The organism is Stenotrophomonas sp. YJH_SMC_20 (genome assembly GCF_059367845.1).
Map to the genome: position 1 here is coordinate 45,486 of NZ_JCAFRG010000009.1, position 23,479 is coordinate 68,964.

22 protein-coding genes and 1 tRNA gene are annotated in these 23,479 nt (G+C 65.6%); 10 read left to right on the forward strand and 13 right to left on the reverse strand.

Features of this window, described 5'->3' with window-relative positions; translation table 11 throughout:
• Positions 1-54: 54 nt before the first annotated feature.
• From AC5P6A_RS15290 to AC5P6A_RS15305, 4 genes are all read left to right on the forward strand, one after another.
• Positions 55-1,308 (forward strand): efflux RND transporter periplasmic adaptor subunit, encoded by a 1,254-nt coding sequence (locus AC5P6A_RS15290; RefSeq protein ID WP_155028821.1) that lies wholly within the window; start codon positions 55-57, stop codon positions 1,306-1,308.
• Between the two features lie 102 nt (positions 1,309-1,410).
• Positions 1,411-2,100 carry an ABC transporter ATP-binding protein gene (locus AC5P6A_RS15295; RefSeq protein ID WP_019661817.1) on the forward strand — a complete coding sequence of 230 codons (690 nt, stop codon included), beginning with the start codon at positions 1,411-1,413 and terminating at the stop codon, positions 2,098-2,100.
• A 14-nt stretch (positions 2,101-2,114) separates the two neighbouring features.
• Positions 2,115-3,272: an ABC transporter permease gene (locus AC5P6A_RS15300; protein ID WP_021203846.1), complete on the forward strand. Its 1,158-nt coding sequence runs from the start codon at positions 2,115-2,117 to the stop codon at positions 3,270-3,272.
• Between the two features lie 12 nt (positions 3,273-3,284).
• Positions 3,285-4,601 (forward strand): ABC transporter permease, encoded by a 1,317-nt coding sequence (locus AC5P6A_RS15305; RefSeq protein ID WP_346715219.1) that lies wholly within the window; start codon positions 3,285-3,287, stop codon positions 4,599-4,601.
• 94 nt (positions 4,602-4,695) lie between these two features.
• On the opposite strand, the gene AC5P6A_RS15310 is transcribed toward AC5P6A_RS15305, so the two are convergent.
• The gene (locus AC5P6A_RS15310; protein WP_019661820.1) at positions 4,696-4,974 is read right to left on the reverse strand and encodes a YrhB domain-containing protein; all 279 of its coding nucleotides are present in this window, start codon (positions 4,972-4,974) and stop codon (positions 4,696-4,698) included.
• Positions 4,975-5,332: 358 nt separating this feature from the next.
• Between AC5P6A_RS15310 and AC5P6A_RS15315 the strand changes: the two genes are divergently transcribed.
• Positions 5,333-8,158, forward strand: a complete 2,826-nt coding sequence (locus AC5P6A_RS15315; RefSeq protein ID WP_495222340.1) for a TonB-dependent receptor plug domain-containing protein — start codon at positions 5,333-5,335, stop codon at positions 8,156-8,158.
• 116 nt (positions 8,159-8,274) lie between these two features.
• On the opposite strand, the gene rarD is transcribed toward AC5P6A_RS15315, so the two are convergent.
• The gene (gene rarD, locus AC5P6A_RS15320; protein ID WP_019661822.1) at positions 8,275-9,171 is read right to left on the reverse strand and encodes an EamA family transporter RarD; all 897 of its coding nucleotides are present in this window, start codon (positions 9,169-9,171) and stop codon (positions 8,275-8,277) included.
• A complete protein-coding gene (gene yedA / locus AC5P6A_RS15325; RefSeq protein ID WP_019661823.1) occupies positions 9,168-10,073 on the reverse strand; it encodes a drug/metabolite exporter YedA in 906 nt (301 codons plus the stop codon). The genes rarD and yedA overlap by 4 nt, the downstream gene beginning before the upstream one ends.
• A gap of 223 nt (positions 10,074-10,296) precedes the next feature.
• Here yedA and AC5P6A_RS15330 point away from each other — a divergent pair, with 223 nt between their 5' ends.
• Positions 10,297-11,631, forward strand: coding sequence for an MFS transporter (locus tag AC5P6A_RS15330; protein WP_134735244.1), 1,335 nt, complete (start codon positions 10,297-10,299; stop codon positions 11,629-11,631).
• A gap of 67 nt (positions 11,632-11,698) precedes the next feature.
• A complete protein-coding gene (locus tag AC5P6A_RS15335; protein ID WP_134735277.1) occupies positions 11,699-11,998 on the forward strand; it encodes a hypothetical protein in 300 nt (99 codons plus the stop codon).
• A gap of 156 nt (positions 11,999-12,154) precedes the next feature.
• Here the strand turns inward: AC5P6A_RS15335 and AC5P6A_RS15340 are convergent, their stop codons facing one another.
• From AC5P6A_RS15340 to AC5P6A_RS15355, 4 genes are all read right to left on the reverse strand, one after another.
• Positions 12,155-13,807: a M28 family peptidase gene (locus AC5P6A_RS15340; RefSeq protein ID WP_180877597.1), complete on the reverse strand. Its 1,653-nt coding sequence runs from the start codon at positions 13,805-13,807 to the stop codon at positions 12,155-12,157.
• A gap of 105 nt (positions 13,808-13,912) precedes the next feature.
• Complete coding sequence (locus AC5P6A_RS15345; RefSeq protein WP_180877582.1) at positions 13,913-14,845, reverse strand: MBL fold metallo-hydrolase; 933 nt, start codon at positions 14,843-14,845, stop codon at positions 13,913-13,915.
• 203 nt (positions 14,846-15,048) lie between these two features.
• The gene (locus AC5P6A_RS15350) at positions 15,049-15,345 is read right to left on the reverse strand and encodes a hypothetical protein (RefSeq protein WP_019661828.1); all 297 of its coding nucleotides are present in this window, start codon (positions 15,343-15,345) and stop codon (positions 15,049-15,051) included.
• 168 nt (positions 15,346-15,513) lie between these two features.
• Positions 15,514-16,809 carry a tryptophan--tRNA ligase gene (locus tag AC5P6A_RS15355; protein ID WP_495222341.1) on the reverse strand — a complete coding sequence of 432 codons (1,296 nt, stop codon included), beginning with the start codon at positions 16,807-16,809 and terminating at the stop codon, positions 15,514-15,516.
• Between the two features lie 108 nt (positions 16,810-16,917).
• Between AC5P6A_RS15355 and AC5P6A_RS15360 the strand changes: the two genes are divergently transcribed.
• Entirely contained in the window at positions 16,918-17,718 is an 801-nt protein-coding gene (locus AC5P6A_RS15360; RefSeq protein WP_155028817.1) for a hypothetical protein, read from the forward strand.
• Between the two features lie 72 nt (positions 17,719-17,790).
• Here the strand turns inward: AC5P6A_RS15360 and AC5P6A_RS15365 are convergent, their stop codons facing one another.
• From AC5P6A_RS15365 to rocF, 3 genes are all read right to left on the reverse strand, one after another.
• Positions 17,791-18,012: a CsbD family protein gene (locus tag AC5P6A_RS15365; RefSeq protein ID WP_019661831.1), complete on the reverse strand. Its 222-nt coding sequence runs from the start codon at positions 18,010-18,012 to the stop codon at positions 17,791-17,793.
• A gap of 201 nt (positions 18,013-18,213) precedes the next feature.
• Positions 18,214-18,351, reverse strand: a complete 138-nt coding sequence (locus tag AC5P6A_RS15370) for an entericidin A/B family lipoprotein (RefSeq protein WP_019661832.1) — start codon at positions 18,349-18,351, stop codon at positions 18,214-18,216.
• A 162-nt stretch (positions 18,352-18,513) separates the two neighbouring features.
• Entirely contained in the window at positions 18,514-19,434 is a 921-nt protein-coding gene (rocF, locus tag AC5P6A_RS15375; RefSeq protein ID WP_111097684.1) for an arginase, read from the reverse strand.
• A gap of 259 nt (positions 19,435-19,693) precedes the next feature.
• Here rocF and AC5P6A_RS15380 point away from each other — a divergent pair, with 259 nt between their 5' ends.
• Both AC5P6A_RS15380 and AC5P6A_RS15385 read left to right on the forward strand, forming a co-directional pair.
• Positions 19,694-20,608: a hypothetical protein gene (locus tag AC5P6A_RS15380; protein ID WP_180877580.1), complete on the forward strand. Its 915-nt coding sequence runs from the start codon at positions 19,694-19,696 to the stop codon at positions 20,606-20,608.
• Between the two features lie 1,118 nt (positions 20,609-21,726).
• Positions 21,727-22,128, forward strand: coding sequence for a hypothetical protein (locus tag AC5P6A_RS15385; protein ID WP_014645627.1), 402 nt, complete (start codon positions 21,727-21,729; stop codon positions 22,126-22,128).
• A gap of 172 nt (positions 22,129-22,300) precedes the next feature.
• On the opposite strand, the gene AC5P6A_RS15390 is transcribed toward AC5P6A_RS15385, so the two are convergent.
• The 3 genes from AC5P6A_RS15390 to AC5P6A_RS15400 form a co-directional block, all read right to left on the reverse strand.
• Positions 22,301-22,603, reverse strand: a complete 303-nt coding sequence (locus tag AC5P6A_RS15390; RefSeq protein WP_171953275.1) for an addiction module antidote protein — start codon at positions 22,601-22,603, stop codon at positions 22,301-22,303.
• Between the two features lie 58 nt (positions 22,604-22,661).
• Entirely contained in the window at positions 22,662-22,949 is a 288-nt protein-coding gene (locus tag AC5P6A_RS15395) for a type II toxin-antitoxin system RelE/ParE family toxin (RefSeq protein ID WP_171953274.1), read from the reverse strand.
• A 171-nt stretch (positions 22,950-23,120) separates the two neighbouring features.
• Positions 23,121-23,201, reverse strand: a tRNA-Glu gene (locus AC5P6A_RS15400).
• Positions 23,202-23,479 lie beyond the last annotated feature (278 nt).

Below are 23,479 nucleotides of genomic sequence, written 5' to 3' on the forward strand. Positions count from 1 at the left end.
CCGCCGCCGTCCGCGCTTCCGGCCACACCCGCCCGAACGCCTGTGATGGAACGAATGAACGCTTCTGCCGAGCTGTTGAAGGAACTCCGTATCGACCGCAAGTCGCCGCCGCCCGCCTCCGGTCGTGGCAGCAACGGCGGTGGTCGCCGTTGGTTGTGGATCGCGACCATCGTGGTCGTGCTGCTGATCGCCGCTGCCGTGGCGTTCCTGTTCGGCCGTGCGCCGGCCGTGGAGGTGGAAACCGCGCCGGCCGTGGCCATCCAGCAGGGTAGCGCCAGCAGTTCGGTGCTCGACGCCAGTGGCTACGTGGTCGCCCGGCGCATGGCCACGGTCTCGGCCAAGATCACCGGCAAGGTGCGCGAGGTGATGATCGAAGAAGGCATGCGGGTCGAGGCCGGCCAGGTGATGGCCACGCTGGACCCGATCGATGCCGATGCGCAGCGCAGCCTGTATGCCTCGCAGCTGCAGGCCGCACGCAGCCAGGTGGCCGGGCTGGAGGCGCAGCAGAAGCAGGCCGCCGCCGAAGCCAGCCGCCTGCAGGCACTGGTCGGCCAGCAGCTGGTGTCACGTTCGCAGTACGACCAGGCCGTGGCCCAGCGCGACAGCCTGCGTGCGCAGCTGGAAACGGCCCAGCGCAACGTCAAGGTCGCCCACGACCAGCTGGCCATCGCCGACCTGGGTGTGGACAACAACATCGTGCGCGCGCCCTTCTCCGGCGTGGTCACCGCCAAGGCCGCGCAGCCCGGTGAGATCGTCTCGCCGCTGTCGGCCGGCGGTGGCTTCACCCGTACCGGCATCGGCACCATCGTGGACATGGACTCGCTGGAGATAGAAGTCGAGGTCGGCGAGGCCTTCATCGGCCGCGTGCAGCCGAAGATGCCGGTGGAAGCCACGCTCAACGCCTACCCCGAATGGAAGATTCCCGGCGAGGTGATCGCCATCATCCCCACCGCCGACCGCGGCAAGGCCACGGTGAAGGTGCGCGTGGCGCTGAAGGTGAAGGACCCGCGCATCGTGCCAGAGATGGGCGTGCGGGTCAGCTTCCTGGAACAGGCACAGCCGCAGGCCACAACCAAACCGCAGGGCGTGCGCGTGCCGGCTGGCGCGGTGGTCCAGCGCGAGGGCGCCTCGGTGGCCTTCGTACTGGGTGACGAGAACCGCGTGCAGCAGCGCACGGTCGAGGCTGGCCAGGCGATGGGCAAGGACCGCCAGATCCTCAAGGGCGTGAGCGCCGGTGAATCGGTGGTGGTGAACCCGCCGGACACCCTGCGCGATGGCGCCAAGGTGCAACAGAAACAAGCGCAGTAACGGCCTGGCGCCCATGGGCGCCGCCGGCAGCACCGCTCGACGCACGCCTGCGGTCACCGCAGGTGCGCTTCCCCGTTTCCCGCCTTCCGTGGAGAACCACCCATGTCGACCCTGGTTTCACTGCGCAACATCACCAAGACCTACCAGCGTGGCCCCGAGAAAGTGCAGGTGCTGCACGGCATCGACCTGGACATCGCCCGCGGCGATTTCGTCGCACTGATGGGCCCGTCCGGCTCGGGCAAGACCACCCTGCTCAACCTGATCGGCGGCCTGGACAACCCCAGCGGCGGCGAGATCAGCATCGAAGGCGAGCGCATCGACCAGATGAGCGGCGGCCAGCTGTCGACCTGGCGCAGCCACCACGTCGGCTTCGTGTTCCAGTTCTACAACCTGATGCCGATGCTGACCGCGCAGAAGAACGTGGAGCTGCCGCTGCTGCTGACCCATCTCAATGCCGCGCAGCGCCGCCGCAATGCCGAGATCGCGCTGACCCTGGTCGGCCTGGCTGACCGCCGCAGCCATCGCCCCAATGAACTGTCCGGCGGCCAGCAGCAGCGCGTGGCGATCGCGCGGGCGATCGTCTCCGACCCGACCTTCCTGATCTGCGACGAACCCACCGGCGACCTCGACCGCCAGTCGGCCGAGGAGATCCTCGGCCTGCTGCAGCAGCTCAACCGCGAACACGGCAAGACCATCATCATGGTCACCCATGACCCGAAGGCGGCCGAGTACGCCACGCACACGGTGCACCTGGACAAGGGCGAGCTGGCCGACGCGCCGCTGGCTCACTGACGGAGGCCACGGCGATGAAATACTTCTCGTTGGTGTGGGCGCAGCTGTTCCGCAGCCGTACCCGCACGTTGCTGACCCTGCTCTCCGTGGTGGCCGCGTTCCTGCTGTTCGGCATGCTCGATTCGGTGCGCGTGGCGTTCTCGTCGGGTGGCAGCGTGGAAGGTGCCAACCGGCTGATCGTGGCCTCGCGGCTGTCGATCACCCAGTCGCTGCCGATCCGCCTGGAAACCCAGGTCCGCCAGGTGGCCGGCGTGCGCGACGTGGCCTATGGCATGTGGTTCGGCGGCATCTACCAGGACCCGAAGAACTTCTTCCCGAACTTCTCGGTGTCCCCCAACTACTTCGATGTCTACCGCGAGCTGCAGATCGACCCGGCACAGCTGGAAGACTGGAAGCAGACCCGTACCGGCGCCATCGTCGGCGAAACCCTGGCCAAGCAGTTCGGCTGGAAGATCGGCGACACCATCCCGCTGCAGGCCACGATCTTCCCGCGTGGCGGCAGCAACGACTGGCCGCTGGTGCTCAAGGGCATCTACCGTTCCAAGGACCGTGCGCTGGCCGCCAACGAAGAACGCCAGCTGATGATGAACTGGAAGTACTTCGATGAATCCAACGACTACATCAAGAACCAGGTGAGCTGGTACACGGTGACGCTGGACAACCCGGACCACTCTTCGCGGGTGGCGCAGGCGATCGACGCGATCTCGGCCAACTCCGACCACGAGACCAAGACCCAGACCGAATCGGCGTTCCAGCAGGCCTTCGTCAAGCAGTTCGCGGATATCGGCATGATCGTCACCTCGATCATGGGTGCGGTGTTCTTCACCCTGCTGCTGTTGACCGGCAACACCATGGCGCAGGCGGTGCGTGAGCGCGTGCCGGAGCTGGCCACGCTGAAGACACTCGGCTTCAAGGACGGCACCGTGCTGACCCTGGTGATGGTGGAGTCGGTGCTGCTGATCGGCCTGGGCGGCCTGATCGGCATGGGCCTGGCCGCCCTGATCCTGCCGGCGATCGGCCCGAAGAGCATGGGCATGCTGCCGCCGCACGTACCGACACCAACCTGGCTGATGGGGCTGGGCCTGATCGTGGTGATCGGCATCATCGTGGGGCTGCTGCCCGCGCTGCGTGCCAAGCGCCTGAAAATCGTCGATGCACTGGCCGGCCGCTGAGGAGGATTGCAGATGAACAAGCTCAAGAAGTGGCTGGGCAACGGCATAACCGTGCTGCTGCTTGCGATCGGCCTGGTGCTGTGGATCAGCCTGCCGTGGATCGGCGTGCTGACCGTGGCCGTGCTGGTGGCGCTGTGGCTGCTGCTGACCCGCGGCGGACGGCTGGCGTTGGCCGCCACCCGCATCGGCGTGGCCAGCCTGCCGCAACGCTGGGGCGCATCGTCGGTGATCGTGGTCGGCATTGCCGGCGTGGTCGGCGTGCTGGTGGCGATGCTGGCGATGGGCGAAGGCTTCCAGGCCACGCTCAACAACACCGGCGATGACACCACCGCCATCGTGCTGCGCGGTGGCTCGCAGGCCGAGACCAACTCGGTGATCACCCGCGAGCAGGTACCGATGCTGTCCACCCTGCCCGGCATCAGCCGCGATGCGCAGGGCCGGCCGTTGCTGTCACCGGAACTGTCGCAGGTGGTCAACCTGGTGTCCAAGTCCGATGGCACCGACGTCAACGCGCAGTTCCGCGGCGTCGGTCCGCAGGCCTGGGCCGTGCATGACAAGGTCAAGATCATCGAAGGCCGCAGGTTCGCCACCGGCCTGCGCGAGATCGTGGTCGGCCAGGGTGCCAAGGGCCAGTTCCGCGACATGGACGTGGGCAGGACGCTGACCCTGGGCAACCAGACCTGGACCGTGGTGGGTGTGTTCGCCACCGGCGATGCGCACGATTCGGAGCTGTGGACCGACGCCGATACACTGGCGACCACCTACCAGCGCAGCGCCTGGCAGTCGATCAGCGTGCGTACCGAGGGCAAGGCCGGCTTCGAGCAGTTCAAGGCAGCAGTCGCCGCCGACCCACGCCTGAAGCTTGACGTGGAAACCACCCGTGTCTACTACAGCAAGCAGGGCGGTGGGCTGACCAAGCTGATCGACATTCTCGGCAAGGTGATCGGCACGATCATGGCGGTGGGTGCAGTGTTCGGCGCACTCAACACCATGTATGCGGCAGTGGCCACCCGTGCGCACGAGATCGCCACCATGCGCGCGATCGGTTTCCGCGGCCTGCCGGTGGTGACGGCGGTGATGCTGGAAACCATGCTGCTGGCGCTGCTGGGTGGCCTGCTCGGCTGTGCGGTGGCGTGGCTGGTGTTCAACGGCTACAGCGTGTCCACCATCGGCAGCAACTTCAGCGCGGTGGTGTTCAAGTTCCATGTATCGCCGGAACTGCTGTGGACCGGACTGAAATGGGCGCTGGGCATCGGCCTGGTCGGCGGCCTGTTCCCGGCGCTGCGCGCGGCACGTTTGCCGATCACCACGGCGCTGCGCGAAACCTGAGCATCACGCAGCGGCATTTCGCGCATCCTGCAGGGACGGAGCGAAGGCTCCGTCCCTTTCAGGTTGCCGAACTCAGACATCCGCCGCCGCAGCATCAAACGGCGGGGCCGCGCGCGGCCAGATGCTGGCGAAGGACTTCCTCGGGCGGATACGCCGTGCCCAGCGCGTGCTGCTCGCCTGTGTGCCGGTCGACGAAGATCGGCCCATTGCCGGCCAATGCATCCGAGATTTCGCCGGATTGCAGGTAGCGCAGCGACTGGAAGCAGAACAGCCAGCCTTCGACCACTTCGTGCTCATGCGTGATGGCAACCGGCTCATCGTCGCTGGCAAGTGCAGCCTCCACGCGACGGCGTGCTTCTTCAAGCTGGATCATTCCTTCATCTCCTGCCTTCGATGACGAGGCGAAGAGCATTTCATGCGGGCAGATGCATCACAACGACTGCGCGCCTGCATACAAGCGCGTACTGCGACGCGTTGTCGCAACTACTCAAGCGTGCCAGCTTCGTGCCGCTATCGATGCCTCTGCCCATCGCAAACGCAGCGCGCGTGACGCCGCGCACAGCGCATCTGTGGATTGTTGGTTGCGATTCATGTTCACGCACATTCCGCAGCATCGCGACAAACAGTTGCGAATGAAAACACTCTAGAATCCGCCCCCCCACGTTGGTTTGCAGCACCCCACGCGTCCACAGAATGGACGCTTGTTTTTTCTGAAACACGAGATTTCACGGATGTCCCTGAAGACCACCCCGCTGCGCAACGCGATCATCATCGCGCTGGCCGCCAGCTGCACTACCCCCGCCTTCGCACAGGATGCGGGCGACAACACCACCAACCTCGACCGCATCGAAATCACCGGCTCGCGCATTCGCCAGGCCAGTGTCGAAACCGCTCAGCCGGTGGTCGCGCTCAACCGCGCGGAGATCGAGAAGAAGGGCTACGTCAACGTCGCCGACATCCTGCAGGATGTGACCGCTGCCGGCTCGCCAAGCATGAGCCGCGCGTCGTCGCTGACCTCATCGCGCGATTTCGGCGGAATGTATGTCAGCCTGCGCAACCTGGGCCCCGAGCGCAGCCTGGTGCTGATCGACGGCCGCCGCATGGGCGTCAGCGCCGGCGGCTACTCCGACCTGGCCTCGATCCCCTCGGCCATCGTGGAGCGCGTTGAAGTGCTGACCGATGGCGCATCGGCGTTGTACGGCTCCGATGCCATCGCCGGTGTGGTCAACATCATCACCCGCAAGAACTTCGATGGTGGCGAAGCCAGCGTCTACGTCGGCCAGTACGGTGAAGGCGATGGGCAGAAGCGCTCCTACAGTGCCACTTTCGGCAAGACCTTCGACCGCGGTTGGTTCAGCGTTGGCGCCGAGCGCACCAAGGAAGACGAAGTGATGGGCGGCGCGCGCGAGTTCAGCCGCTACGTCAACGGTCCGCGCCATCCGAACGATGGCCTCAACGGCACCACGCCGTGGGGCAGCGTCACCGTCGGCGGCAAGCCGCTGACCGTCGGTCCGGGCGGCGACCCGACCAGCGCCGGCAACTTCCACGCGCCGAACCCGGCCGATGGTGCCAACACCAAGACCAACATGAGCCTGCTGACCGGCCTGGAGCGCACCTCGGTGTTCGCCAACGGCGGCTTCTCGATCACCGATGACCTGCGCATCGTTGCCGATGCCATGTACAGCAAGCGCGAATCGACCAAGCACCTGGCTGGCTACCCGTACTCGGTCACCGCCACGCAGGCGCGCAACGGCAGCCGCGCCGCCCTGTCCAAGGACAGCGCATTCAACCTGTGGGGCCAGGACGTGCTGTTCTCGCATCGCACCGAAGAGATGCTGCGCGGCACCGAGAACACCCTGGAAACCAAGCGCGGCAGCCTGGGCCTGGAAGGCAGCTTCGAAACCGGCTCGCGCTACTGGGACTGGAACGTCAGCTACACCTACAACCGCAATGAAGGCGAGCGCGTCGGCACCGGCAGCATGTACCAGCCGAACGTCAACCTGGCCGTCGGCCCGTCCTTCATCGAGAACGGCGTGGCCTACTGCGGTACCCGCGATGCGGTGATCGCCGGCTGCGTGCCGTGGAACCCGGCCGCGCCGATGGGCTACACCGGCCCGGGCTCGCTGAGCAACCAGGACGTGCAGGACTACCTGTTCGCCCGCTACGTGGACAAGAGCCAGACCACCACCAAGGTGGCCAGCGCCAACATCTCCGGCTCGCTGTTCTCGCTGCCGGCCGGCGACATCATGGCTGCGATGGGCTTCGAGCACCGCACCGAAGAAGCACGCTACACCCCGGACCTGATGGTGCAGAACGGCCAGATTGCCGGCACCAGCGGCAAGCCGACCCAGGGTGACTACTCGCTCAACGAGGTCTACCTGGAAATGCAGGTGCCGCTGCTGGCCGACATGGCCTTCGCCCGCGAGCTTTCGCTGGACGTTGCCGGTCGCTACTCGGACTACAACAATTTCGGTTCCACCACCAACAGCAAGTTCGGCGTGAAGTGGAAGCCGATCGACAGCCTGCTGGTGCGCGCCACCTACGGCACCGGCTTCCGTGCGCCGACCGTGGACGACCTGTACGGCGGCACTGTCAGCAGCCGTGACTCGTTCACCGACCCGTGCGATACCTCGTTCGGCACTGCCGCCACCAGCGCCGCCGTTGCCGCACGCTGCAAGGCCCTGAAGGTGCCGGCCAACTTCCGCCAGCTCAACAGCGACGGCAGCGTGGCCAGCAAGCCGGGCCAGCAGGCCACCACCGATTTCAACTCCGGTTCCAACCCGAACCTGAAGCCGGAAACCGCCAAGACCTGGACCGTGGGCCTGGTCTACAGCCCCGACTTCGTGCAGGGCCTGGACGTCAGCCTGGACTGGTGGAAGATCCGCATCGACAACGCCATCGTTGGCGAGTCGGCCACCAACATCCTGGAACAGTGCTACGTGCAGGGCTCGGACGCCGCCTGCGGCCGCTTCACCCGTGGCAGCAACGGCCAGGTCAACGCATTGGACCGTTCGCTGGTCAACGCCGGCTACCGCGAAACCGCCGGCTATGACATCAGCGCGCGCTACCGCCTGCCGGAAACCGCGTTCGGCAAGTTCGCCGTTACCTGGAACACCACCTATACCGACTATCTGGAGCAGCGCAACGACAACGCCGCGACCACGCCGGTGGAACAGCTGACCAGCTGGGGTGGCAACTTCCGTGTGCGCTCTACCCTCAACCTGGACTGGCAGTACGGCAACCTGGGCATCGGCTGGACTGCACGCTACTACTCCAGCATGAAGGAGAAGTGCTCCTACATGGACGAGTGCAACATGCCGGGCTTCAGCTCGGCCTACACCGATGCCTCGCCGACCAACAAGGTGGGTTCGAACACCTTCCACGACCTGCAGATGCGTTACGCCCTGCCGTGGGACGGCACCGTCTCGCTGGGCCTGAACAACGTGTTCGACCACCAGGGTCCGATCATGTACAGCCAGCCCAACAGCAGCTTCGTCTACTACGGCGGCTTCGACATCGGTCGTTTCATGTACATGAAGTACCAGCAGCGCTTCTGAGCCTGCACCCGCGTTCCCGCCACCGCCATCTCTCTCCTGGCGGTGGATGGAAGCAGGGCGGCGCCCCCCGGGGCGCCGCTCTTTTTTTCATGCGTGCCAGTCGATCCGGCCCGGTGCTACCGCTTGGCGCGCATCGTGCGGATGTTGTCGCCGACGAACAGGATCAGGCCGGCCCAGATCGCGGCAAAGCCAATCGCCTTGCCGGCGTCGAAGGCTTCGTGGAAGAAGAACACGCCCAGCAGCAGCTGCAGGCTCGGCGCGATGTACTGCAGGATGCCGACCAGTGACAACGGAATGCGCTTCACACCGTAGGCAAAGCCAATCAACGGTACCGCCGTCACCACACCGCCGAAGATCAGCAGCAGGTCGTTGCGCCAGCCCCAGCCGTGGAAGAACGCGCCACCATGACCATTTTCGGCCCAGATCGCGAAGCCCAGCGCCGGCAGGAACAGGTACATGCTCTCCACGCCAAGGCCCGCCACCGGGTCGACCGAAACCAGCTTGCGCAGCAGGCCGTACAGGCCGAACGAACAGGCCAGGCCCAGCGCGATCCATGGTGGTGTGCCGGCATCGATGGTCAGCCAGGCCACGCCCACTGCCGCCATCGCCACCGCCACCCATTGCAGGCGGCGCAGCCGCTCCTTCAGCACCAGCACGCCCAGCAGCACGTTCACCAGCGGGTTGATGAAATAGCCCAGGCTGGTCTCGATCACATGGCCGGCGTTGACCGCCCAGATGTACAGGCCCCAGTTGAAGGCGATGGTCAGGCTCGAGACCAGCAGAATCGGCAGCGCGCGCGGCTGCGCAGCGATCTTCCGCCACCAGCCCAGGCGCGCGCTGAGCAGCAGCCAGCCCAGCACCAGCACGGTGCTCCAGATGATGCGGTGGGCGATGATCTGGAACGATGGCACCTCATTGAGCAGGTGCCAGTACACCGGCACCAGACCCCAGATGACGAAGGTGGAAGCCGTGACCAGCAGGCCACGGCGCTGTTCTTTCTCGTCCATGCTCATTTCTTGCGCGTCCTTGCCATTGTCAGTACCACCACACCCAGGAGAATCACCGCCATCGCCAGCAGGTCGCGCCAGCCGAAGCGCTCACCGTTGAGCAGCGCGCCCAGCAGCACCGCAATGACCGGATTGACGTATGCATAGCTGCCAGCCAGCGCCGGGCGCACGTTCTGCAGTAGCCACACGTAGGCGGTGAACGCGACGATGGAGCCGAACACGCACAGGTAGGCCATCGCCAGCAGGCCACCGGTATCGGGCAGCGTGGTCGGGCGCTCGCCGACCGCCAGGCCGATCAGCACCAGCAGCACACCGCCACAGATCATCTGCCCGGCGGCGGTCATGAACGGGCCCGGCAGATCCAGTCCGCGTGCCCACACCGAGCCGAATGCCCAGCCGACCGGCGCGATCAGCAGCAGCACCAGCCCGGTCGGCGAGGCGGTCAGGCTGCTGCCTGCGTTGAGCCAGACCACGCCGAGGAAGCCGATGGCGATGCCCAGCCACTCACCGCGGCTGGCGTGCTGGCCGCGCAGCGCCGAGAACAGCGCCATCCACAGCGGCACCGAGGCCACCGCAGTGGCTGCCAGTCCCGAGGACACCTCGCGCTCGGCCAGCACCACCATGCCGTTGCCCAGCACCAACATGGTCACGCCCATGATGCCCAGGTTGCGCCACTGCCGCAGGGTCGGGTTCGGCATCTTCCAGAACAGGCGCAAGGCCAGGAACATCAGGCCACCGGCAATGATGAACCGGCTGCCGGACACCATCGTCAGCGGCAGCGCGCCGCCGTGCAGGGCCTTGGCGATGCCCAGGTAGGTCGAGCCCCAGACCACGTAGACCAGCAGCAATGCCAGCGCAACAAGGCCACCCCGGGGGGCAGCCGCAGACGAAGAGGGGGGAGCCGACATGACACACCAGGGAGCCGGGGGAAGGCGGATTCTAGGACGTTTTGAGTATGGTCCGGGACCCCATACGGTGGCACGCTGTCATCCATCCATGCACCCTGCTCTGGTCTGCTACCCCGTGTTGACGGCCCATGCAGTACCAAGAGGGCTGTCCGGCCGCGCCGCCCCAAGGCCGGGCGCCGTTTTCCCTGCGCACGGACGCGCCGCATCGAGGATTCCCACCCAGATGAGCACCACGTCCCATCCTGCCGTACCCGCGAACGACCGTGCCGCCCTGCGGCGTTCGATCTCCAACACCCTCAAAGGCTCCGCCGGCAACCTGGTGGAATGGTACGACGTCTACGTGTACTCGGTGTTCGCCGTGTACTTCGAATCGCAGTTCTTCTCGCCGGACGACAAGAACTCCACCCTGTACGTGTGGGCGATCTTCGCCGCGACCTTCCTGATGCGCCCGATTGGTGCCTGGTTCTTCGGCCGCTTCGCCGACCGCCATGGCCGTCGCCTGGCGCTGACGGTCTCGGTCACGCTGATGGCACTGTGTTCGTTCCTCATCGCCATCACCCCCACCGCCGCCAGCATCGGCATCTGGGCCGCCGTGATCCTGCTGTTCGCGCGCCTGCTGCAGGGCTTCGCCACCGGTGGCGAGTACGGCGCCAGCGCCACCTACATGTCCGAGGCGGCCATTCCCGGCCGCCGCGGCTTCCTGTCCTCCTTCCACTACGTCACCCTGGTCGGCGGCCATGTGCTGGCCCAGCTGACCCTGCTGCTGATGCTGACCTTCTGGGGCAAGCCGGAGATCTCCGAGTGGGGCTGGCGCATCGCATTCGGCATCGGCGGCATCGCCGCGGTGGTGGTGTTCTGGCTGCGCCGTGGCATGGACGAGTCGCTGTCGGAGTCGTCCATCGAGGCCGCGCGCGAGGGCAAGGCACAGAAATCCGGTTCGATGTACGAACTGTTCGTGCACCAGTGGCGGCCGCTGCTGCTGTGCTTCCTGATCACCGCCGGTGGCACCGTGGCCTTCTACACCTACTCGGTGAACGGCCCGAAGATGATCCAGAGCGCCTTCGCCGGCAACGATCCGATGACCGGCACCCTGATCAACCTGGGCGTGCTGGCGTTCCTGATGGTGCTGCAGCCGGTCGGCGGCTGGCTGTCTGACATCATCGGCCGCAAGACCCTGCTGGTGTTCTTCGGCGCCGGCGGCGTGCTGTACAGCTGGTACCTGATCACCCAGCTGCCGCACCAGCATGACGCCACTCTGGCCTTCCTGACCCTGGCACTGGCCTTCGTCATCCTCACCGGCTACACGTCCATCAACGCGGTGGTGAAGGCCGAGCTGTTCCCCACCCACGTGCGTGCGCTGGGCGTAGGCCTGGGTTACGCGCTGGCCAACTCGCTGTTCGGCGGCACCGCCCCGCTGCTGTACCAGGGCGCGCTGAAGACCGGCCACGTCGACTGGTTCGCCCTCTACGTGACTGCCACGATCGCGGTATCGTTGGTGGTCTATGTGTTCTTCCTCACCAACAAGGGCCCGAACTGGCTCGACGGCACCCGCAAGTAGGCGCGTTGCCCTGATCGCGGCCACCGGTGCACTGCCGGTGGCCGCTGCGTCTCCCGCTCCTCCACTGATGTGGATCGCGGTGACGCTGGCCGCAGCCACGGCACTGGCCTGGCTGCTGCGCCGCCCCAGCGCACAGGCCGCATGGCCACGCATCGGTTTCGGGGTCGCCCTGCTGCTGTTCTGCGCCGCACTGGCGCTGCAGCTGGCAGTGGACCTGGGCAGCGGCCACAGCTCGCTGCAGCTGCGCCTGCATCGCGGCGTCAACGGCGGATCGCTGGTCGGCCTGCGCACGATGGTGGCGTGCTATCTGGCCGCGCTCGCGGCTGGTGGCTGGGGCGCGTGGGCGCTGTTGCGCCGGCGCAGGTAGTGCCGGCCGCTGATCGGCAATCGGCGATCGGTAGAGTCAACTGTTAGTCGACTGCTCTCTCGGTCGGCACCGAAAAACCCGCGCTGCGCGCGATAGTCGACTATCAGTCGACTCTACCCGCCGCGGAATGACATGACACCCCGCCGATTCCGATCCTCAGCGGCGGGCCGCTTCGCTCTTGTCACGCGCGCTGCGGAACTCCGATTCCTTTTCCCACGTGGGCCAGCGGCGGCTGTTGGCCAGCTCGGCGCCCAGGTCGTAGACCAGCAGCGTGTCGGCAGCGTGGCCGCTCGGGTCCCAGCTCGGCGTCCAGGCATCGCAGGCCTGGTGGTAGCAGTCGGCGAAGTACTTCTCGCGCAGCGCGCGCCCGGCTTCAACCCCACCGTCCAGCTTGTCCAGGCCCGGGCCGATGGTGATCGCTGGCACGCCCAGGCGGGCAAAGGCGAAGTGGTCGGCGCGGTAGAAGAAGCCGGCTTCCAGGTTCGGATCCGGGCTGTAGCTGCGGCCGCGGGCCTTGGCCACGCGTTCCAGGTCGCCTTCCAGCGACACCCGGCCCTTGCCCCACGAGGCGATGTCGCGGGTCGCGCCATCCGGGCTGAACATCTCGATGTTCAGCACCGCAGCGGTCTTGTCCAGCGGCGCCAGCGGATGCGCGGCGTAGTAGCTGGCGCCCAGCAGGCCCTTCTCTTCGGCGGTCAGTGCCACGAAGTACAGCGTGCGCTGCGGCTGCGGGCCAGCGGCGAACACACGGCCCAGTTCCAGCACCGTGGCCACGCCGGTGGCATTGTCGATCGCACCACGGCGGATGCGGTCACCCTTGGCGTCGGGCTGGCCGATACCGAACGCATCCCAGTGCGCGGAGAAGATCACCGCCTCGTCGGCATGCTCGCCACCGGGCAGCTTGGCCACCACGTTGCGGGTGACTACCTGTTCGCGCTTGAGCGCGAAGTCCACGCTCAGCTTGGCGTTGTCCAGCGCCACCGGGCGGAAGTCGGCACGCATCGCCTTGCGCTTCTCCGCATCGAAGTCGAGACCGGCGTCGGCGAAGATCGCCTCGGCCAGCTCGCGCTGCATCCAGCCGCGCAGCGGCGTGTGCTGCGCCATCGCCTCGGCCTGGCTGCGTTCGATGTCGAACAGCGGCGAGGTACCCGAGCTCTTCACCGTGGCCCAGCCATAGGCGGCCGGCGCGGTCTCGTGCACGATCAGCACGCCCTCGGCGCCACGGCGTGCGGCTTCCTCGAACTTGTAGGTCCAGCGGCCGTAGTAGGTCACCGCCTTGCCGTCGAACGCGCCCGGCGCATCGGCTTCGAAATCGGCGTCGTTGATCAGCACCACGGCGATCTTGCCGTGCAGGTCCACGTCCTTGTAGTCGTTCCAGTGGCGTTCCGGCGCATCAATGCCGTAACCGACGAACACCAACGGTGCATTCTTGATCTGCACGCGCTTGCGCGGCTGCAGGCTCTGCAGGGTTACGTCCACGCCATTGGCCAGCGCACGCTTGCCCTGCTTCAGCGACAGGCTGGCCTTGGCCGCGCCCTCCAGCTGCGCGCGCACCAGCGGCACCGGCTGCACCCAGCTGCCGTCCACGCCGCCCGGCTGCAGGCCATAGCTGCGGAACTGCTCGATCAGGTACTGCACCGTGCGCTCTTCGCCCTCGGTGGCCGGTGCGCGGCCCTCGAACTCATCCGACGCCAGCACGCGCACGTGCCGCGACAGTGCCTGCGGATCGATGCCGCCACCGGGAAGGTCATTGGCCGCATGGGCCAGGCCACCGACGAACAGGCAGGACGACAGCAGCAACACGCGCATCGGATTCACGGCAATACCACGGCTAGCTTGGAAGTCACCAGAGTGTAACGTGGACGTGACATCACGGCGCAGCGTTGGCCCACCTCATCCACGCATGGCGGGGCTTTACGGGCGGATGCGGTCCAGCCAGCAGGCCAGGCCTTGCGCGTTGAGTTCGATGTCCATCGCCAGCACCGCAATCACCGCCGCATCGTCCAGCGCACAGCCATGCAGCTGTGCACGTTCCAGGTAGAGTGCCTGCAACGCGGCCAGCAGGCAGCGGTGGCGGTCCGGACGGCCATCGCATTGGCGGCCGATGGCCGCCATCGCATCGATCTGTTCGAACAGGTCGTCGGCCAGTTTCTCCACCTGTCCCACGCGCCCATAGTGGGTCAGGTACATCGCCTGCGGCGCGTAGCCCAGCATGCGCCGGATCGAGGCCTCCATCGCCTCCGGGTCGAACTGCACCGGCGAGGAGGTGGGGAAGATGAAAGCGCCCTGCGCGCTGTCCAGCTCGCGGTAGGAGATGCCAAACGTATCGCCGGTGAACCAGCTGCGGCTGCGCGCATCCCACACGCAGTAGTGGTGCAGCGCATGGCCCGGCGTGTGCAGCAGCACCAGCTCGCGACCGGCCAGGTCGATGCGGTGGCCATCTTCAGCCACCACGACGCGCTGCGCGGGAATCGGTTCGATGCGGCCATAGCTGCGCGCGATTTCCTCGGCGCCGTACACCGCCGTGGCACCGGCGATCAGCCGGGTCGGGTCGATCATGTGCGGCGCACCGCGCGGGTGCAGCACCGCTTTCGCGTTCGGCAGCTGCTGCATCAGCAGGCCCGCACCGCCGGCGTGGTCCAGATGCACGTGCGTGAGCAGCAACCAGTCCACCGCGTCCACGCCCAGGCCGGCATCCGCCAGCGCCTGCAGCATCGCCGGCACCGACAGGCCGGTACCGCAATCGACAAAGGCCGCGCGGCCGCTTTCAACGATCAGGTAAGCCGCGTCAAAGTCCGGGCGCTGGAAACCGGTATCGATGGTATGGATGCTGGGGTCGGCGGTCATCGGCACGCACCTGGCAGTCTCGGAAACAGAAGCCCATGGTAGGCGCGCAGGCAACCCGGGTTCGATGCGGCTTTGGTCGGAGGGGCGCTTCTGTAGAGCCGAGCCCACGCTCGGCTGCCATTCTGTCAGGCATCAGCCGAGCATAGGCTCGGCTCTACAGCGGCACGCGAAGTCGAGCATGGCTCGACTCTACAAAGGCGGGACTACCGGTCCAACCAGCGCGGCCGCACCAGCAGCGCCAGCACCAGCACCGCCAGGAACGCGCCGTAGGCGTAAAGCACCGCCAGTACCTGCGGCCAGATGGGGCCGGCACCAAGCTGTGCCATGCCGATGCGATACCCCCACAGCATCGACGCGATGCTCAGCGCGAAGGCCAGCAACAGGGTGGTGCCATCGAACAGGCGCCGCCGCGCGGTGCGCGGCTGGCGCGGGAACAGCCAGTACAGGCTGCCCAGCAGCAGGAACCAGGGCAGGAACAGCAGCAGCGACAACCAGGCCATTGCAGACTCCATGTCATCGCGCCGGAGGCGCGCGGACATCATGCCACGGGCGCTGTGCCACGGTCGTGCCGGCGGAGTGCTTCCCTGTAGAGCCGAGCCCATGCTCGGCTGCTTTGCAGCCCAGCCGAGCATGGGCTCGGCTCTACAGAGGGCAGGCAGGCCCGGCGATCAGGTCCCTTCGCGCAGCACGGCCAGGGCGGCCAGCACGGCGTCCACCTCGGCCTCAAGCTTGAACAGCTCGCTCTGCAGCTGGTGGCCCTGCTCGGCCTGCTTGATCACGGCAATCAACTGCCCGGCATCACGCGGCGAATCGAAGCCTTCGCTCTGGATCAGCAGCGTGCCGTCACCGGCGGTCAGCTTGAAGTAGAACCGGCCGTCCTTCTCACGGTACTGCTTGAACTGCGGCGGCGCCACGCGGGCCACGCCGGCATCTTCGCTGGCGATGTCGCCCGCCGTGGACAGGTCGCGCAGGCCCACGGCGTGGCGCAGTTCTTCCAGCAGCGGTGCCGCCAACTGCTCGCGCAGCTGCTGGCCACGGCGCTTGAGCAGCGCTTCGATTTTCTCCGGCTCGGCCATCAGCGCGTTGTAGCGCTCGCGCAGCGGCGACAGTTCGCTGTCGATGCGCTCGAACAGCTGCTGCTTGGCATCGCCCCAGCTGATGCCCGCAGCGAACGCCTTCGCGAATTCCGCGGTCTGTTCCGGGGTGGCGAACGCCTGGTACATCTGGAACAGTGCCGAGCCCTCGGTGTCCTTCGGCTCACCCGGTGCGCGCGAATCGGTCAGGATCGAGAACACCAGCTTCTTCAGCTCTTCGCGCGGCACGAACAGCGGAATGGTGTTGTGGTAGCTCTTGCTCATCTTGCGGCCATCCAGGCCCGCCAGCGTCGCCACCTGCTCGTCGATCACCACGTCCGGCAGCGGGAAATACTCCTTGCCGTACACGTGGTTGAAGCGCTGGGCGAAGTCGCGCGCCATCTCGATGTGCTGGATCTGGTCGCGGCCCACCGGCACCTGGTTGGCCTTGAAGATCAGGATGTCGGCGGCCATCAGCACCGGATACATGAACAGGCCGGCGCTGACGCCTGCGTCCTCGTCCACGCCTTCCTCGCGGTTCTTGTCCACCGCCGCCTTGTAGGCGTGCGCGCGATTGAGGATGCCCTTGCTGGCGATGGCGGTGAGGAACCACATCAGCTCGGTGGTCTCGCGGATGTCGCTCTGCCGGTAGAACCACACGTGTTCCGGGTCCAGGCCGCAGGCCAGCCAGCTGGCCGCGATCTCCAGGGTCGCGCGCTGGGTGCGCTGCGGGTCCTGTGACTTGATCAGGCTGTGCAGGTCGGCCAGGAAGAAGAAGCTCTCGATCCCCGGCGCGCGGCTGGCCGCGATGGCCGGGCGGATGGCGCCAACGTAGTTGCCCAGGTGGGGCGTGCCGGAGGGAGTGATGCCGGTAAGGACTCGGGTGGTCATGACTGCGTGGGGTAACCTTCGATGAACGGGGCCAGTTTACCTTGCACGCCACCAACCCCGTCAGGGCCCGCGGCGCGTTCATTCACGCAACCCCGCTGGAGACGCCCGATGAAACGCCTGCTGCCCCTGCTGCTTATCCTGCCTCTGGCCGGCTTCCGCCCGGCCCCGATGCCGCCGCCGGTCTACGAGGGCGGCCCCGTGCGCATGGCCCTGGTCGACCGCGACCGCGGCACCGAACTGCGCAGCTACCCCGCCGAGGGCCAGCGCTGGGTGGCCGGTGAGCGCGGTCACCGCTACGCCGTGCGCCTGTACAACGACAGCCCCCGCCGGGTGCTGGTGGTGCTGTCGGTGGACGGCGTCAACGCCATCTCCGGCGAAGATGCCGATCCCTCGCAGACCGGTTACGTGCTCAACCCCGGACAGCGCGCCGACATCACCGGCTGGCGCAAGAGCCAGGACGAAGTGGCGCAGTTCGTCTTCAGCAGCCCCAGCGGCAGCTATGCCAGCCGCACCAGCCGCCCCGACAACATCGGCGTGGTGGGCGTGGCCGTGTTCGAGGAAGCGCGCCGCTGGCGCCCTGAGCCGATCCTGCGCCGCGGCCTGCCACCGCCGGCGCCGGCTGCACAGGCCGAAGCGGCCGCCGATGCCAGCGCCAGCCGCATCGAGGGCTACGCCAGCAAGCCGCAGGCGCCGGCGCTGGGCACCGGCCACGGCGCGCGCGAGCAGTCCTCGGTGCGCGATACCGAGTTCGAGCGCGCCAGCCGCAGCCCGGCGCAGGTGTTGCAGCTGCGCTACGACAGCGCCCGCAACCTGCGCGCGCGCGGCATCCTGGTCGATTCGCCGTCACGCCTGCCGCGCGAACCGCAGGCGTTCCCCAACCGCTACGTGCCGGACCCGCCGGCACGCTGATCCTCCGCGCAGACAACACAACGCCCGCAACCTTTCGGCGCGGGCGTTGTGTCGTGGGGGAAACCCGGGGGCTTACTTGTAATCCGGGTAATCCTTGCGCACGCTGTCTTCGAAATCCCGGACTTCCTTCTCGGCGCGGTCCTTGGCCCAGCCATAACGCTCCTGCAGGCGACCGGCCAGGTATTCGGCATTGCCTTCGGCCACATCGAAATCGTCGTTGGTCAGATCGCCCCACTTGGCCTGGGCCTTGCCCTTCAGCTGCGACCACTTGCCGGAAATGATGTCTTTGTTCATTGCTGGGAGTCCTTGGTTGCAACGGCGTTCTTACCGTGGTTCCAGCTTCGCGCAGTCGCTGTTGAGTACCGGTCAACCAGCAATGAAATGCGTGCTCACCTGCTTGAATGGTTCACTCCGCTTGCACAGCCGTGTGTGGCAGCGTGCAAGAAAAAGGCCGGGAATGATCCCCGGCCTTTTTCCTTCCGTTCCGCGCCGGGCTCAGTTGCCCTTGGCGGCATCCTCAACCTTCTCACCGGCCTTCTGCACGTCCTTGCCGGCACCGGCCACAGTGTTGCAACCGGCCAGCAGGGCCACCGAGAACATCGACAACAGCATCAGGGCAACTACGCGCTTCATGGGCTTCTCCTTGGGTTTGCCGCTACACCGCTTCATTCGCGGATGGGATTCTTTCGCTCAGCGGGAGAAGGCCAATGCCCGCCGCCGCCGCGTGAAGTGCAATCTGGCGGCAGGGGCGTGGAGCGGGTGTGAACGGATCGGCGATCCGTTCAGGCGGTTGCCTTAGTCGCGCATCAGGGTGGACTTGCCGAACAGGCTCTCGACCAGGTCCACGGCCAGTTCGGCGGTGGCATTCTGCTTGTCCAGCAAGGGGTTGAGCTCGACGATGTCCAGCGACCCCATGCACCCGGTGTCAGCGATCATCTCCATCACCAGCTGCGCCTCGCGGTAGTTCACCCCACCCGGCACGGTGGTGCCCACGCCCGGCGCGATGCTCGGGTCGAGGAAATCCACATCGAAGCTGACATGCAGGTGGGTGTTCTCGTCGATGCCCGCCAGTGCTGCTTCGACCGTGCGCTTCATGCCGTTCTCGTCGATGTAGCGCATGTCATAGACATCCACCTTGTGGGTCTTGATCAGGCGCTTCTCTTCCGGGTCCACCGAACGGATGCCGATCTGGTGCACCTGGGTGGGAGTGATCGCCGGTGCGCTGCCGCCGAGGTGGGTCAGCGCCTCCGGGCCGAGGCCGCACAGGCAGGCCACCGGCATGCCGTGGATGTTGCCCGAGGGGGTGACATCGCTGGTATTGAAATCGGAATGTGCATCCAGCCACAGCACGCGCAGGGTCTTGCCCTGCTCGCGGCACCAGCGTGCCACGGCAGTAATCGAACCGATGCCCAGGCAGTGGTCGCCGCCGAGCATGATCGGCATGCGGCCGGCCTGCAGTTCGGCATAGCTGGCTTCCATCAGTGCATGGTTCCACGCCACCACTTCCTCCAGATGGCGGTAGCCCTGCACCGGCGCGGTCCACGGGTTGCGCGGGCCATCCAGGTTGCCCAGGTCGCGCACGTCCACGCCGCGCGCTTCCAGCGCCTCCGGCAGGCCCGCCACGCGCAGCGCTTCCGGCCCCAGCCGTGCACCGCGATGGCCCGCACCGACATCGGTGGGAACGCCGATCAGGGATACGGAAATGGGATGGGCCATGGGTGCCTCCTTGCGGGGGAAAAAGAAGCACAGTCTAGCCAGAGCTGTGTGACACCACTCGCGGCGGTGCAGCAGGGCATTGGCGCCGCCATGGCGCAAATGGACAACAGGCAACCATGCGTAGGGATTCCCCGGCCTTATGGATCAGAAATTCTTCCGCCTGTGATGGGGTTCTCCACAGTGACGGATACGGCTCTATCGCTTTCCCTTCAGTGCAGCGAAGGTTCTCGCCCAAATTGGAGGCAAGGATGTTCCCGCATTGAATCGAAGCAGACTCCCAGCCGGCTTCTTGGCGCCACTCAGCAAGCGCCTGTGTATCGGCACGCTCACGGTGTTGACCGCGTCCTGCTCGGTATCCGGCGCCGATACCTCCTCGGCAGAGCACGCGCCACTTCTGGCGTCGGTGGATGAAGCTTCAACCCATGAAATAGCCGATCCGCGTACGGCAAGGACCGCTGAACAGCGATCCACCGCGACGGTCAATGCGCGCATCACGTTGGGACCCAAAGCTTTCCTGATCGACATCAGGCCTCCCGAATACAGAGGCGATGCCACGAACTACATTGACCAGAGAATGCAGCGATCAAAATCTGGCGACGGCCAAGCAAGCTACGAAATACACTCGAGGCTTGCCAGCTGCAAACGAGCCCTCGATCCGGGCGACGACAGTGAGTACAAGGTGTACTCATCCATGGGACTTGCCGAGCAGTTCTCGAGGCGTATCGAAGAAGAAATCGAGAACTGCAAGGCGATTGCCCAACGAACCGACATCACGGGAGAAAACTGGCTGTCACTGGCAGCCGCTCAAGGGTCCATTGAAGCCCGACTGATGTACGCCCAGAACCCTCGCGCCGCCATCGGCAATCTCACCGAAGTCCTCTCTGATCCCAGCAGGTTGATCGACTTTCGCCGGAACGCTGTGGAGTATCTGGACGAATCTGTTTCTTCAGGAAACCTGGATTCCATCGAAGCGCTCGCAAACATCTATGACAGAGGAATAGTCGCCGAGCGCTCCTACACCAGGAGCCTCGGCTACTGGATGGCCCTGCACCGCGTGCATCCAAGCCAGTACTCGGCGGAATCGATAAGTCGCCTGTCCAGCAGCATGCAGGCAGAGCAGATCATTCGTGCGCAGGAAATCTCAGGAGAAATCTACCAATCATGCTGCCAATGACGTTCGATTGGTAATCCTACAAACCAAAAATAGACAAACGGCTTAATAATATGAGAACAAAGATAATTATTGCGGCAATCGTGGTCCTGGCAGCATTCGCCGCACTTCCATTCGCGCATGCAATCTGGCCTTTCGGCAACCCTTCAACCGTGTTCGGCCCAGCGTCCTGCACACCGTGTCGTGGGCAGACCCCACTTCCAGACACAGCTACCAGAGCGTTCCTGACCAGATACACGCAGGTGACGAACAAGAAAAATTTTGGAACCATCAATGAGTCCATCCAACCAGGATCCAAGGTCATCGTCTGCAACGCGTCCCACTGCGTGACCTACCAAATGACCGATAGCCAGGACTGGAATGGGACTTCGCGTGAGCCCATCACAACGAGCCCTCCCCCTCGCGGCGGCGGGAATGGCAATGGCGGTGGCGGTGGCGGCGGCGGTTACACCGGGCCCATCAGCGGCGGCAGCTACGGTGGAGGCGGCGGCGGAGGCTCCGGCAAAGTCACAGTCGGGCCGGCCAAGCCGTCCCTCCCCACCCAGGAGGATTGATGGCACCACGTGATAGCACCATTGGCGTGCTTCTGCAGGTCAATTCACACGCGAGCAACCACATACCTGTCTGCCATCATGGAACACAGACTCAGCGCCGCTTGATCGGCGTCACGCAGTTGAGCCAGCTTCACCACGTGGGTCGTGATGGGCAGCACGATAGCGAGGACGGCGCCGGATTCGCGGTGGATTGCAGCCCCGCTCTATATGTCGCTTCTGGCATTGCGATGCTCGAAACGGGCCAATCGCGATAATTCATTTTTCCTTTCAGATCACCCGATGTCATCGAAACAAACGACTGACAGGCGGTGATTTCACGTGCGCATGATGAATCGCCACCTGCAAGGGTGGCCGGGACTTCCAAGCCCGTTTAATCGAAGCTGTATACGCTTGCCAGCCGGCGCCGTCTTCCCAGAGCGGCGCCGGCTGGCAATCCGTTCGCCGATCGACGGCGGGCGGTGCGTGGGGGCCCCGTGCCCACCGGCTCATCGATTTCCGGTCTTGGAAGCCACGCATCGCCCGCCACCCTCTTCGGGTGGCACCTCTGTTGCCGACGAGGACGCCCGCATGCCCAAGACCCATCACCCGTACCTGACCGCCACCCTGGGCGAGGCCGCGCTGCGCCTGCCACCCGAACTGGCGCAGCCGTTGGAAGCCGCTTTCGCCGCCGCCAACGAGGCGCCCGCGCCGATCAACCTGCCCGGCTGCCTGCAGCGCATCCAGGCCGGGGACACCGCCGATGGACAGCCGTGGACGGGGCCCGCCAGCACACCCGGCCAGGCCGTGGCCGCCGCACGCCGGGATCGCGCTGCGGTGGGTCTGGTGTCGCTGTTGGAGCTATATCACGCCGCCGAACGCGTGCGCGTGGACGGGGAAGAGAAGGACGATATCGGCGATGGCACGCGCGAAGGGCTGATGCTGGCCTGCCGGGGGCTGGCCGAGTATGTGGCGTTGCAGGTACGTAGCTGAGGCTGCGGTGGTCGCAATGTGTGTGCGGCGTTGATCGAAGGATCTGCCCACGTCACACATTGAGCTGACTCACCGGGTTGGGGCGAGAAAACCGGCGAAAAGCGGTTCCTTCATTTTCGTTCCAGCGCCTTCGACCGACGCGGTGCCGACGCATCATGATCGGCGCATGCGCTTATGCTGCGCTGGCGTGCAATCGCACACCCAGGGCCCGGGTCACCTTCAGGATGGTCGCGAAATCAGGGCTGCGCTCGCCGGACAGTGCGCGATACAGACTCTCGCGCGACAGGCCTGCCGCACGCGCAACCTTGCTCATGCCCTGAGCGCGAGCGATATCGCCAAGCGCCTTGGCGATGAAGGCAGAATCGCCCTCGCTTTCTTCGATGCAGGCGTCGAGATAAGCCGCCATCTCCTCCGGCGTCCGAAGATGCTCGGCCACATCAAATGATTTGAGTTCGATTTTTCTCTTGATGGCCATGATGGGACAGCTCCGGTACTTCGGTATTGAGTCGTTTCGCCTACAGCCAGTTCGATGCTCACAGGGAACACGCAATCTCCTTGGCCGTCTCTATATCGCGCCGCTGCGAACCCTTGTCGCCTCCAGCCAGAAGAATCACCCACTGCCTGCCGCGCTGGGTGTAGTACACGCGGTAACCCGGTCCTGCATCGATACGCAATTCAGAAACGCCATCCACCAGATAGCGGTGATCACCGGGATGGCCTTCAGCGAGCCGACCGATACGGGCCAGGATGCGAGCGCGTGCGGTTACGTCCTTGAGAGCGTCAATCCATGTCGCGAACTGACGGGTACGCTGGATCTTCAAATGTAGCCTACTGGCTACATGCTTTCAACCATGAGGATCGCGGGCAGAGAAGCGCACAGCGACGCATCACGCGTCGCGAGGAAGAGCAGCGAAGGAGGAAGGAGTGGGCCGGGATCGGCGCCCGACTGGCCAACGCGCGGCCTCTGCAGAGAGGGATTAGCAGATGCCCAATGGTGCGGCTTACCCGAATCGAACGGATAACCTACTGTTTGAGAGATAGTTGGGCTTCGGCGGCACCATTTGCCCGGTCGCTGACGTGGAACACTTGCAGTTGCTAGACGCTCAGGCCAATTTCCCCGGTACTTCCAGCGCAGCAGCCAGCGGCTCTGATCGAGCTGCCTATACCTAGCCCGGCGGCCGGCGGCGTTGTGCCCATGCCTCAGTCCCCTCACTGCATGGATTTATGGGATCGCATTTCCAGCGGGAGCGCGCGCGCCGGGGTCTAGACCGGGGCTGCGAGGCCCAAGTCCCAGTCGCTTCCTTCGGCCTCCACCAGCTAGAACCGTCATCAACCGCCTGCCTTGTTGCCA